At 59.0% G+C, this 12,529-nt stretch carries 11 protein-coding genes; 1 reads left to right on the top strand and 10 read right to left on the bottom strand.

All coding sequences use genetic code 11. The features are described from left to right. Positions 1-30: 30 nt before the first annotated feature. The 6 genes from AB4Z35_RS12585 to AB4Z35_RS12560 all read right to left on the bottom strand — a co-directional run bounded on the left by AB4Z35_RS12585 (position 31) and on the right by AB4Z35_RS12560 (position 6,594). Positions 31-819 (bottom strand): SDR family oxidoreductase, encoded by a 789-nt coding sequence (locus AB4Z35_RS12585; protein ID WP_442097365.1) that lies wholly within the window; start codon positions 817-819, stop codon positions 31-33. Positions 820-878: 59 nt separating this feature from the next. Further along, the gene (locus AB4Z35_RS12580; RefSeq protein ID WP_442097334.1) at positions 879-2,426 is read right to left on the bottom strand and encodes an amino acid ABC transporter permease/ATP-binding protein; all 1,548 of its coding nucleotides are present in this window, start codon (positions 2,424-2,426) and stop codon (positions 879-881) included. Between the two features lie 64 nt (positions 2,427-2,490). Further along, positions 2,491-3,285, bottom strand: a complete 795-nt coding sequence (locus tag AB4Z35_RS12575; RefSeq protein ID WP_442097333.1) for an ABC transporter substrate-binding protein — start codon at positions 3,283-3,285, stop codon at positions 2,491-2,493. 46 nt (positions 3,286-3,331) lie between these two features. Further along, the gene (locus AB4Z35_RS12570; RefSeq protein WP_442097331.1) at positions 3,332-4,402 is read right to left on the bottom strand and encodes an isopenicillin N synthase family dioxygenase; all 1,071 of its coding nucleotides are present in this window, start codon (positions 4,400-4,402) and stop codon (positions 3,332-3,334) included. Positions 4,403-4,416: 14 nt separating this feature from the next. Beyond that, positions 4,417-5,268, bottom strand: a complete 852-nt coding sequence (locus tag AB4Z35_RS12565; protein WP_442097330.1) for a sugar phosphate isomerase/epimerase family protein — start codon at positions 5,266-5,268, stop codon at positions 4,417-4,419. Positions 5,269-5,892: 624 nt separating this feature from the next. Next, positions 5,893-6,594 (bottom strand): EthD domain-containing protein, encoded by a 702-nt coding sequence (locus AB4Z35_RS12560; RefSeq protein ID WP_442097328.1) that lies wholly within the window; start codon positions 6,592-6,594, stop codon positions 5,893-5,895. Positions 6,595-6,881: 287 nt separating this feature from the next. On the opposite strand from AB4Z35_RS12560, the gene AB4Z35_RS12555 reads away from it, so the two are divergent. Then, complete coding sequence (locus AB4Z35_RS12555; RefSeq protein ID WP_442097326.1) at positions 6,882-8,072, top strand: MFS transporter; 1,191 nt, start codon at positions 6,882-6,884, stop codon at positions 8,070-8,072. A 120-nt stretch (positions 8,073-8,192) separates the two neighbouring features. On the opposite strand, the gene AB4Z35_RS12550 is transcribed toward AB4Z35_RS12555, so the two are convergent. From AB4Z35_RS12550 to AB4Z35_RS12535, 4 genes are read right to left on the bottom strand one after another with little or no spacing between them, the layout of a single operon-like run. Further along, positions 8,193-8,966: a DeoR/GlpR family DNA-binding transcription regulator gene (locus tag AB4Z35_RS12550; RefSeq protein WP_108231994.1), complete on the bottom strand. Its 774-nt coding sequence runs from the start codon at positions 8,964-8,966 to the stop codon at positions 8,193-8,195. Between the two features lie 55 nt (positions 8,967-9,021). Continuing rightward, positions 9,022-10,023 (bottom strand): 4-hydroxythreonine-4-phosphate dehydrogenase PdxA, encoded by a 1,002-nt coding sequence (gene pdxA, locus AB4Z35_RS12545; RefSeq protein WP_442097363.1) that lies wholly within the window; start codon positions 10,021-10,023, stop codon positions 9,022-9,024. A gap of 5 nt (positions 10,024-10,028) precedes the next feature. Beyond that, positions 10,029-11,309, bottom strand: a complete 1,281-nt coding sequence (locus AB4Z35_RS12540) for a four-carbon acid sugar kinase family protein (protein WP_442097324.1) — start codon at positions 11,307-11,309, stop codon at positions 10,029-10,031. Further along, positions 11,306-12,319 (bottom strand): 2-keto-3-deoxygluconate permease, encoded by a 1,014-nt coding sequence (locus AB4Z35_RS12535; RefSeq protein ID WP_442097322.1) that lies wholly within the window; start codon positions 12,317-12,319, stop codon positions 11,306-11,308. Before AB4Z35_RS12535 ends, AB4Z35_RS12540 begins: the two co-directional genes overlap by 4 nt. Between the last annotated feature and the right edge of the window lie 210 nt (positions 12,320-12,529).

The following is a 12,529-nucleotide window of genomic DNA, read 5'->3' as shown; positions in this document are numbered from 1 at the left end:
CCATGGGGTGCCGATCCGGTTGGCGGCCCATTATTGGCTGGAGCGAACGGCCCCGCCATCGATCAACAGGTTCTGCCCGGTCAGGTAGCCCGCATGGCTGCTGCAAACGAAGGCACAAAGCGCACCGAATTCCTCGGGTGAGCCGAAGCGTTTGGCCGGAATTTCACTACGGCATTCGTCAAGGAATGCCTCACTGTCTTGCCCTGACTCTTCAGCAGCAGCGACCAGGTTGTCACGCAGTCGATCAGTGTCGAATGAGCCCGGTTGCAGGTTGTTGATCGTCACATTACGACTGGCAATGTTTTCTTGCCGGGCAAGCCCTGCGATAAACCCCGTCAGACCACTGCGTGCGCCATTGGACAGACCCAGGCTTTCGATAGGGGACTTCACGGCACTCGACGTGATGTTGATGATCCGGCCAAATCCGCGTGCTGCCATACCATCGACCGTGGCCTTGATCAGCTCGATGGGAGTGAGCATGTTGGCATCCAGAGCCTTGAGCCAGACGTCGCGATTCCATTCGCGGAAATCCCCGGGGGGAGGGCCTCCAGCATTGTTGATCAAGATATCGAAATGCTCATGGGCCATGAGCGCTGCCGCCCGACCCTCGGGCGTCGAAATGTCTCCGGCTACGGCGATGACCGTCACTTCTGGATTGATTGCTCTGAGCTGACGGGCTGTTTCATTCAGCGTGTGTTCGCCTCGGGCGGTGATCACCACGTTCACGCCTTCATGGACGAGTGCCTGTGCGCAGGCTTTTCCCAGGCCTTTGCTGGCGGCGCATACCAGCGCCCAACGTCCTGCTATTCCAAGATTCATGCGTGTATTCCTGAAAGAAGGAAGCTCAATGTAAGGGGTTGCCTGGAGCAGCACCATGCTCATGCATGATCCACAGTTTTAGACAGGCTTGGCGATCGGGTACTGATTCCCATGAAGCGCCGCACTCTTTCCCCTTCGGCATCGCATCGTATGGTTTGAGGTGCCGCATCCAGTTGGATATTACCGTTCTCCATGAATACGACCCTGTCGGATATCGACATGGCGAAGTCCATTTCGTGGGTCACGATCAGCATGGTCATGCCTTCCTTGGCCAAATCGCGGATCACGTTCAGCACGTCGTTGACCAGTTCCGGGTCGAGGGCCGAGGTCGGCTCGTCGAACAGCATGATCTGCGGCTCCATCGCCAGGGCTCGAGCGATTGCCACACGCTGTTGCTGCCCGCCGGAGAGCTGGTGCGGGTACTTGTGGGCATGGGCCAGCAGGCCGACCTTGTCCAGTAGCGCATAAGCACGATGTTCACTCAGCTCGCCCGGCTGGCCATGGTAACGCGGCGCCAGAGTGACGTTGTCGAGAATGGTGCGGTGCGGGAACAGGTTGAAGTTCTGGAACACCATGCCGATATGCCGCACGCCTTTGCGCAGGCGGGAGCTGTTGGGTTTGTCCGACGCTTCGATGAATTTTTCGCCGAACAACAGAATGTCGCCGGTATCGATGCTTTCCAGGCCGTTGACGGTGCGGATCAGCGAAGTTTTGCCGGAGCCGGATGGCCCGATGATCGAGACTACCTGGCCGTATTCGACATTCAGGTCGATACCCATCAGCACTTTGTGCGTGCCATAGCTCTTCTGGATGTTCTTCAGTTGCAGGATTGGCGTCGCGTTGTTGCCTGCTGTTTTGCGCGCATTGTCGGGCAACGCTTCGGCGCTGGCCTTGAACTTGGCGATGGTGGCTGCGTCGAGTGTGTGTGGCTTGCGGAAGTTCAAGTCCAGGTAGCGCTCCAGACGCTGCAGGAAATAGCCGAACACGGTGACGATCAACACGTAGTAGACGCCTACCGCAGCCAGGGTTTCCATGACCAGGAAGTTAGTGGCATAGAGGCGTTGGCCGACCGTGAGGATTTCGGTCAGGGAGATCACCGAGACCAACGATGTCAGCTTGACCACCGTGATGTATTCATTGATCAAAGTGGGCAGCGAAATACGGAAAGCCTGGGGGATCACGATCAAGCGTTGCATGCCGAACAGGCCGACACCCAGCGCGCGCCCGGCTTCCTTCTGGCCCTTGGCCACGGAAATCAGGCCACCACGATGGATCTCCGCCATGTACGCCGCTTCGGTGACCACCAGGGCCAGCAACCCTGCGTAGAAGGGGTTGGACAGGATCGGTCCGCTGCCGGGAAACAACTGCGGCAAGTTGTAGACGAACACCACCAGCACCAGCAACGGGATGCTGCGGAAGAACCAGATGTAGACAGCTGCGGGAATGCGCAGCAAGGGCGATTGGGACAGCTTGGCCGTGGCCAGGACAAAACMGAGCAGCATGCCGATGAACCAGGCCAGGGCACTGAGTTGGATCACCGTGACGCAGGCATTCCAGAAGTCCGGCAGGGAGAACAGGGAGAAGAAATACGACCAGTCGAATTGCATAGGGCACCTCGATCTGCCGCCCCGGTGCCGGGGAGGCAGATGACCAGACTACAAGGACACGTTCTTAGTTGGCAGTCGGCTCTTCCAAGCCATACTTCTTGAGAATCGCGGCGTATTCACCGCTCTTTTTGCTCTCCTCGAAGGCCTTTTGCACGGCCTGGTAGGTTTCATCGTTACCTTTCTTGACGAAGATGCCCAGGGTTTGCTGATAAATCGGATGCTCGGTGGTGATCACTACCCGGCCACCGGTCTTTTCCGCGATCATTTTTGCGGCGCCAGCGATTTCAACCTGGGCCTGAATGTTCTTGGACAACAGGGCCTGGGTCACTTCGGGGGCCGAGGGGTATTCGCTGACGGTGATGGCGCCTTTGTTGTTCGGCACGCAGTATTCATCGGACAGCTTGCGGAACTCCTTGACCCAGGTAGTGCCCTGCTCCAGGCCCAGTTTCAAGCCGCACAGATCTTCAGGCTTTTTCGCATTGATCTCGCTGCCCTTGGGCACCATGACTGCGGCACCGGTGTTGGCATAAGCGATGGTCTGGGCCTGAGTCTGGCGCTCCGGTGTGATGTACATGCCGGAAATGACTGCGTCGTACTTGCCGGAGTTCAAGCCCAGGATCAGGCTCGGGAACTTGGTGTCGACAAACTCCACCTTGGCGTTCATGTGTTTGGCCAGTGCAGTTGCCAGCTCGGGGTCAGAACCCACTACATTTTTGTCCTTGTCATAGGACTCGAAAGGAGGGTAGGTGATTTCCATGCCGACCTTGAACGTGTCTGCCGCGGCCATGCTCACCGAGGCACCGAACATACCGGCTGCCAATACAGCCAGGCTCAAAAGGTTTTTCTTATTGTTTTTCATTATTTACTGACTCCGGCGTAGGTAGGGGTTTAGCTGAATACTTCAATCAGGACGCTTGGGCCTGATTTTTCAAATGTCCGAAACTGGCGGGCTTGCGTGCCTTGCCTGGCAGTTGAACTTCCCCGTTGGCCACCCTCTGGCGCAGATATTGATAGGTCTGCAGCGCCTGGCCATACATGTGTTCGCCGATCGTGATCTCTTCGTAGTCGTTACCGGCCTGGGCGAACCCGGGCAGCGGTTTGATCTGGGTGTGGTAGTCACAGGCATAAAACAGCGGGAAGGAATAACGCTCCTCCTTCACGCTGCGCACCCGGTGCGCAGTGGCAACGAATGCACCTGCCGTCATCACTTCCAGCATGTCGCCGATGTTGACCACAAAGGCATCGGCCATCGGTGGCGCATCGATCCATTGGCCAAGATTGTTCATCACCTCAAGGCCCGGTTTGTCGGCCAGGAGGATGGTGAAGCACTCGTAATCAGTATGGGCGCCAAGACCCGGTGCGTCATGGGCGGCACCGTCGAACGGGTAGTGGATCAGGCGCAGCTTGGACGGCGGACGGGTGACCAGGCTGTCGAAATAGTTTTCTTCCAGGCCCAGGGTCAGGGCGAAGCCGCCGAACAAGCGCCGGCCCAAGGCGAATATCGCTTCATAGTAGGCCTGCACCGACGCCTTGAAACCTGGCAACTGCGGCCAGTCGTTGGGCCCCAGCAATGGGGTGTTGGCCAGTACCAGCGGGTCATCGGCCTGGACTTCGAAGCCGACGTCGAAGGCTTCCTTGTGGTCCGGCTTGCCTTTGGAATAGACCTCTTCGCCTTCGGGTACAAAGCCCTTGTGGGTTTGCGAGGTGCCGATGTAGTGGCGCATCTTGGTGTCCAGGGACTGGTCGAAAAAGTCCTTGGCAGCCTTGCGCAGGTTGGCGATCAGTTGCGGGTCGATACCGTGATCGGTGATATAGAGGAACCCGACCTCGCTGGCGGCGCGCCCCAATTGTTCGGCTACGGCCAGGCGATGCTCCAGTTCAAAGCTGAACAGACCGGCGATGTTGACCACCGGGATGCTATTGAAGTTGGCTTTGTGTGTGTCAGTGCAGGCGCTGTTGTTTTTATTGTCAGGCATGACGCATCGGCTCCCTAAGGATGGCTTGAGTGGTGGAAACGCTCGAAGTGTTCGCGCTCGGTCTGGCCCATCCACACGTTCAATGACCACAGGTCGGCGACCGGGACATTCGTGAAGGGCAAATGATGCAGGTAGCCGTCGGCGCCGAATTCCGGGGTCAGGGTGCTGACCTGGTAACCGCGGGCTTGCTGCGAGCGCCAGATGCTTTCCCAGTGCTGCTGATGGAAGGTCAGTTCCTTTGCATATTCGGGAGCCGCCGGGTGCGGAACCTGTGGACCCTGGTCATAACCAACCCGGGCCTGGATATGGTGAACCCGCTCGATGAAGGCGCTCAGGTCATCGGCCGGGTCATTCAACAGACGCTCGCAGGTCACGACCCAATGGCTGATGTCACTGGTGAACAACAGATCGGGCAGTTGCCGGATCAATTCCAGGGTCACCCAGGGGTTGAACAGCGAGCGCGAGCGGTGAGTTTCGAAACTGCAGACCTGGCCGTGCTTGCGCGCCAGTTCCAGTGCCTGACCGAAGAACTCCACTTGTTGTGGCAAGGACCAGCGATCATTGCCCGCCAGTACGTTGACGAAGCGTGGGCCGAGTTCGGCGGCCCAGGCGAGTTTCTGGTCGAGGTCATTAAGGTGGACGGCAGGGCTCGCCGACTGGTCCGGCAGCACGTCGTACGCGGTGAAGACTGTGCTGATATAGCCCAGGCGATTGGCCTGGAGAAACGCGCCAAACTCAGCCCGTTCACGGGCGTCCAGTGGCAGGCGTGCTTCCATGCCATCGAAGCCCGCGTGCAGCAACTCCTCGAGCGCCTGAGCTTTGCTGGCGGTATAGCCCCACAGCGTACGGAAAATTTCCAGCTTCATCGGTGATCCTCAAAAATCCCAGGGCCTACTGCAAAAGCACTTCGACGACGCCAGGCTGCCAAGAGGCTGGTTCGCTGTGGAGTCGATGTTAGGCACAGGCCGCGCACTGAAAGAATCTGAAAGTTCAAATGAATACTTCAGGCTTTCGTTAACAAATAGCTAGCTACTTATCGCGCTTGTCAGGAGGGATTTTATCGGCGAGAACGTGTCTACGTTGGCTATTAGCGAGAGATGCCATTGTTACGGCATCATTTTGAGGACTCCCAAGCGACACCGGGCCGCCGATGGTTCGGATACATTTCACGGATCGGCAAAAAGCCGGCCCTTATGCTTTAGGACTATCGACAGGTAGTGGCTGATACCGACACTTTCGTGATGACAGACGGTACGGATATCGTGGGTGTACGGGTGATGATCCGCAGGGCGGGTGCCAGGCTGTACGGCTCTACACCCATGAGCTGATGATTGAGAACATCGAAACCCATAAAAAAACGGCTTATCAGGAAACCCGCCGGGCCACGGAGGACGGCTTCGCTCGGGTTTTCATGCGCAAAGCACTTCAGGCTCGATAATCAAGGGCCAGGTCTGGATTATCCGGGCTTCACGCATGACGATTTCCCGGTCCTACAGGCAGTACTGGCTGGTGGGCAGCACATCGATCTTGTCGAAATCGATGAAGCGGCTGCAGCTGTCCATCATCGCAGCCAGGTTGCGCTGGAATTTCGCTTCGTCGCCCACCGCATCGAAAAAGGCCCGGGGATCGGTCATGGCAGCTGGCGGAAAACATTCTTCGACTATGGCATCGATCCGTGGGGCTCCGTGCGACAGTGCCGACACCACCAGGTTTTGCACGTATTGGAAGTTGTCTTGCGTGTCCACGGCCACCGCAGTGTGATGGTTGCGCCAGATGTCCAGCCAGGCCTCGGGGGTCAGGCGGGGAGGGCGGGTCAGCAGGGCCAGCTGGGCAAACCCGTGGGTACGCTCACCGGGCATTGACGGGAAGCGAGTATTGGCGATGGCGACCGACTCGCATACCAGGTAGGCGGCCATGCGCGCCGTTGCCGCACTGATCAAGTGGTCGAACGGGAGACGAGCTGCCCCGTTGGCACTGTCCAGCCACAGCGACAGGCTGCCATCGGGCAATGGCCGGTTGTTTTCCTGGCGCAGGCCGGCTGCAGGCTGCACATCGGCATCGGACAGGTTCAATTGCACACCACGGGCACCGAGTGCCTGCAATTGCCCGGCGACCTCACTGCGCAGGCGATGGGCGAAGGTATCAGGACTGACTTGAGTATCGCGCCACAGCAGATAGATGACTTTTTCCATAGCTATCAAGCTCCTCGTTGCGGTTGATGGATGGAACAGACGTAGTGTGCTGCCTGGTCCATCGGAATGACCTGGCCCGTGCAGGCATGCGGGGTAAATCCCTGGCGTCATAGTCAATCAAGGTCAGCTTTCGGTAATACCTCAAACAGACTATTGAGCAACACTATGGGGGCAATTGCATCGTTCTGGTTTGAGCGGCCGCTCTGGCGGGAACCTGGTTCGCCTGCAAGCACTACCAAGCAGCTTTCTCAGTCTCTCCTTGATGCCGATGAGTACAGGATGAAAATATGAGTAGCGAATGTTCAAACACCAAAGCCGAGCCTGTTCGCATTCCGCGCACGATTTGGGCTCTTGGCTTTGTCAGCCTCTTCATGGATCTATCATCCGAGCTGGTACACAGTTTACTGCCTGTGTTTTTGGTCACGACATTGGGTGCGAGTGCATTGGCCGTCGGAGTAATCGAGGGTATTGCCGAGTCGACCGCCATGCTCGTCAAGATATTTTCCGGTGCTATCAGCGACTTTATGGGGCGGCGCAAAGGATTGCTGTTGCTAGGATATGGTTTAGCTGCTCTGACCAAACCACTTTTTCCTCTGGCTCACTCCGTTGAAGTGGTCTTTACCGCACGCTTTCTGGATCGAATTGGCAAAGGCATTCGTGGGGCACCACGAGATGCTCTGATCGCAGATGTGTCGCCACCAGAAATCCGTGGTGCCTGCTTTGGACTGCGGCAGTCGATGGATACCGTAGGGGCTGTTCTTGGACCTGCTCTGGCCATCGTGCTCATGTTATGGCTCGCAGATATACAGCTTGTCCTGTGGTTTGCAGTTATTCCGGCAGCAGTGGCGGTGGTTCTCATTGTCACAGGAGTAAAAGAACCCACACACCTCCCGAGCGAACACAAATTTCGATCTCCAATACATTGGAGGGTTCTTCACGACTTCTCGTCTGGTTATTGGTGGGTTGTCATAACTGGAGGGGTGTTTACGCTTGCTCGTTTCAGCGAGGCGTTTCTGGTATTACGAGCACAACAGACAGGCCTGTCGACTACCTGGACTCCGCTGGTGATGGTGGTAATGGCACTTTTTTATACGCTGTCCGCTTATCCTGCCGGCTGGCTATCTGATCGCATCAGTCGCACCAAACTGCTCTGCCTGGGGATGGGGTTGCTTGTCATGGCGGATCTGGTACTCGCTCAGTCCGGTTCAGTCATAACGATGATGTTGGGTGTTGTCTTGTGGGGGCTTCATATGGGATTCAGCCAAGGCATTCTTGCCTCGCTGGTAGCTGATAAAGCTCCCACGGAACTCAAGGGCACGGCCTTCGGCATTTTCAATCTTGTCAGTGGTATATGCATGCTGATCGCCAGCGTTCTTGCAGGCTGGCTTTGGCAAAGCATTGGGTCAGACAGCACTTTCCTCACGGGTGCACTGCTTGCCGCAACAGCTCTGTTCTTGCTGTTATTCAAGAAGCAGTAAGCGCAACCAAAAAGTAAAACAAATGGTTCTCAATGAACAGCTCACCGTTTCAGGACTGGGCTGCCGAAAAACTTCGGGGTTTCCTGGCGCAATGCCTCGTTCCCCACAAAAGGCAGGCAATCAGGCGAGGTCCACGGTTTCCACAGTGATTTGCGCAATCGCGTGAAACGGTGCGAGCGCAGCTTCATCGGCAATGGCACAAGTGATCAATCGCCATTCGCGTTCGATGGGCGTCCAATGCTGCTGCCGCGCCCGCCCCAGTTTGTCGGTGTCGGCGAGAACGACGATCTGCGCAGCCCGCTTGATGATGCATTCCTTGAGATAAGCCTGCTGCGCACTCGCCTCGCACAAGCCGAATTCCGCGACGACGCCGTCTGCGCCGAGGAAAGCTTTGTCCACGCTCAAGCGGCTCAACGTCAGCTCGGCCAATGGCCCCAGGGTACTCATGCTCGAGCCGCGCAAGTCGCCACCGATCAAGGTCAGGCGCACGCCCGGCGCGTTGGCCAGGGTCATTACGGCGAGCAGATTGTTGGTCACCACGTGCACGTCCTGGCGCGAGCACAGATGATGAGCCAATGCGGCGCAAGTGGTGCCGCCGTCGAGCAGCACGGTGTCGCCGTCCTGGACGTGGGCAGCCGCTGCAAGGGCGATGGCGTCTTTCTGTTCCCACTGGCTGGTTTTGCGCTCTTCCAGCGAGGCTTCCGGTTCATGGACGCCCACCACGGCGGTGGCGCCGCCGTAGGTGCGGACCAGGTGCCGCTGCTTGGCGAGCATGGTCAGGTCGCGCCGCACTGTCGCTTCCGAAACGCCGAGGGCCGCGCTCAATTGCTCGACGTTGGCATCGCCGATGCGTACGAGATCGAGGATGGCGCGGTGACGTTCGGACACTTTCATGGCGGGTCTCGTTGGTTGGACGGTGGTCGATCTTACACGACAACACCGCTGCACCTCATCCCCGTCGCGTGGCCAGCTCCGCGCCCTGGCGCAGTGCTTCGAGCAGGCTGCGCTCATCGGCGATGCCCTTGCCGGCGATGTCGAAGGCGGTGCCGTGATCGACCGAGGTGCGGATCACTTCAAGGCCGACGGTCACGTTCACCCCGGCTTCGAGCCCCAGTACTTTGACGGGACCGTGGCCCTGGTCGTGATACATCGCCACCACCAGATCGAAGTCGCCGCGCCCGGCGCGGAAGAACAGGGTGTCGGCCGGCAGCGGGCCGGTCACGTCGAGGCCGCGTTCCTGCAGCAGCTTCACCGCCGGGATGATTTTTTCTTCCTCTTCGCCATAACCGAACAGGCCGTTTTCACCGGCATGCGGGTTGATCCCGCACACGCCAATCCGCGGACGGGCGATGCCCGCCTTGATCAGTGTGGCGTTGCCGCGTTCGATAGTGCGCTGGACCAGGCCCGGATCGATCTTGCGGATCGCATCGATGATGCCGATGTGGGTCGTGACGTGAATCACCCGCAGCTGCGGTGCCACCAGCATCATCGACACTTCGTCGACGTGGGTCAGGTGCGCGAGCATTTCAGTATGGCCGGGGTACTTGTGACCGCCGGCATGCAGCGCCTCCTTGTTCAGCGGCGCGGTGCAGATCGCATCGATCTGTTTGGCCTCGGCCAGTTCCACGGCGCGGGCGATGTATTGATAAGCAGCGTCACCGGCAATGGGTGACAGCTCGCCGAACGGCAGGTCATCGGGGATCAGGTCGAGGTCGATGCAATCGATGGTGCCAGCCTCGTACAAAGCCTGGGAGGCGTCTTCGATACGGCGCACTTTGGCGCTGCCGCCGACGATCACGTTGGCCTGCTCCAGGCGCCGCGCATCGCCGATCACCAATGGCCGGCATTGTTGGTAGACAATGTCGTGGGTCAGGCTCTTGACGATGATTTCCGGGCCGACACCTGAGGCGTCGCCCATGGTGATGCCGATGATGGGGAGGTAGTTGCTCATAGTGTTCATTGGAGTCCTTGGATTCGTGTACGTTGGGGCGGGGAGCGATCGGCGCGTTCGCTCAAGTGCTGCCATGCCGCATACAAGGCGTGATCAGTGCCGAATGCACCTGCCTTGGTAACAATGCCGGGACGATGCCCTTGCCGGGAAACGGTGGGGCGCGCGAAAGCCACGCCGGCTTCGATTTCCGTGAGCAATTGCAGGCTGTCGATGCCGACGGTGGTCAATATGGCCCGCGCCGTCTCGCCACCGGTGGCAATCAGGCCGCCGACCTTGGCGAAGTGCGGTTCTACCAGCACGGCCAACCGGGTTGAGAGTTGAGCACCCTCCTGGGGATCGAACGCCTCATCGCGACCAATGCGCAGCAACAGGTCGCTCCAGCCGTCCAACCGCTCGCCGATGCGCGCTTGCCACAGCGCCCAATCGACGTGTGTCGTGCCTTGGCGAAGGACTTCAGGCGGGACAACCAGTTCGCTGACCCCGCCACGCTCCTTGAGCTGTGCGCATTGCCGTTCGCAGACACCTGACAGGCTGCCGACCATGATCAGAATCGGTCCCTGACTTTTTTCCAGCGCTGTGGGTTCGATAGCCGTGAAGCGTGCTTCGGAAAAGTCCGCAAGACTGGCGATTTCCCGCGCCAGCCCACCCGATCCGATCCAGAACAGCGGCTGTTCCATCGACGCGGTCAGGCGAGCGATCGTCAGCAGGTCGTCTTCAGTTTGCGCATCGACGATCAGCGCCTGGGTACCCTTGCTCGCCACTTCAGCGATGTGACGCACGAGTGCTTCTTCATTACCGCGCAAGGTGTCGAGATCAAGCTTGGCGGTGCTCAGGCCTGCGGCCACCAGCATCGCCTCGACATCCGCCGGACGATCGGCGTTTTCGAGCTTCCAGGTATCGGTGGTTTCCAGCGGCTGGCCGTTGACGAACACCCGTCCACCTCGCAACGTGCGCCCGGTCGCAGGAAACGCCGGGGCGACGATGGCCAGACCCGCCAGCGGTTGCAGGGCGGCAACTTCCGCCGCCCAGTTGCCGCGCAAGGTCGAATCGATTTTCTTGTACAGCCGCTGACCGGGACGATGCAGCGCCTTGTACGCAGCGACCGTGTGTTCGGCGGCTTGCGCCGGGGACAGGCGCCGAGTGTCCGTATCGGCGGCAATCACCTGGGCGTCAGCCTTGTCATGCAAAGGCTCGAGCGTGACGACCGTTTGCATCCCCACGCTGGCAAAGCCGATGGCACAATCTGCCGCGCCGGACAGATCGTCTGCGATGATCAGAATGCTCATCGCAGGGCTTCCTGCTTTTGCGGTTGGGGGGCCGACTCGGGGATGTCGACGTGGTTGCGCTGTTGCACGCGTTTGGCCACCGCTGCGGTGAGCAACGGTGCGAGGATCGCGGTGACCACAACGCAGGCAGCCACCAGAATTGTCGCGCTCTTGGCCGCTTCGGCGTACACCGGGTTCGCCGCTGCGATCAACGCCGGAACGGCGGCGGCATTGCCCGCGGTGGTGGCTGCCGCCACGCCGGCAACACCGGTGCCGCCGGTCAAACGATCGGCGAAGAACAGCGGAATGCCGGTCAGCACGACCACCGCGACACCCATGCCAAGACCCAGCAAACCAGCCTGCCAGACGTTATGCAGGTCGAGGCTGGCACCCAGTGCGAGGGCGAAGAACGGGATCATCACCGGCACGGCCTTGGCCAGGAAGTCGCGCATGTCACGGTCGAGGTTGCCCAGCAGCATGCCCAGGGCCAGCGGCAGGATGCTGCCCACCAGCGTCGGCCAGGGGAAGGCTGACAAGCCGGCAATGCCGAGGGTAACCATGGTCAGAAAAGGCCCGGATTCCAGCGACATCACCGAATAGGCACCGACGTCTTCGGAGCGGCCGTACTGCCCCATCAGCGCCATGTACAAGCCGCCGTTGGTGTCGTTCATTGCGGCGACCACCGCCAACGTGGAGATACCGGCGAAAAGCCCGGAGGATACCGGCTGCTCACCCAGGAAGTGGCCAAGCACGATGCCGATGAGCACGGCGATGCCGACTTTGGTGATGAGCAGCGTGCCACCCTTTTTGAGCAGGTAAGGCGTGGCCTTGATATTGATGCTCGCGCCCATGCACACGTAGAACACCGCCAGAATGGGCAGTGCGCCGGTGAACAGCGCATTGGTGAATGATCCGAAAAATTTGGGCGTGTCAGGCAGGAATGTCGCCACGAGTGAGCCGATCAGCAGAGGCACGATCATCATGCCGCCGGGGATGCGTTCAATGGTGCGCTTGATAGGAATCTGGGCCACGAGGGTCTCCTTTTATAATTGTTTGGCAAGACGTGTTTCACCTCGAAACTGACTGAATCGATCATCTGGTGATTGATTCAGTCAAATCGATCTTAGGCCAACAACTGAAATTGCGCAATTCAATCATTCAAATGATCGTTTCGCTCATTTCTGATAAAGATTCCGATCAGCGCAAGCGGTTCGAATTTTCCTGTGGTGCGGGCCAGAGCC

Origin of the sequence: Pseudomonas sp. KB_15 (assembly GCF_052114525.1) — a bacterium.
Lineage (GTDB): Bacteria > Pseudomonadota > Gammaproteobacteria > Pseudomonadales > Pseudomonadaceae > Aquipseudomonas.
This window is presented reverse-complemented; position numbering and strand designations above follow the sequence as displayed.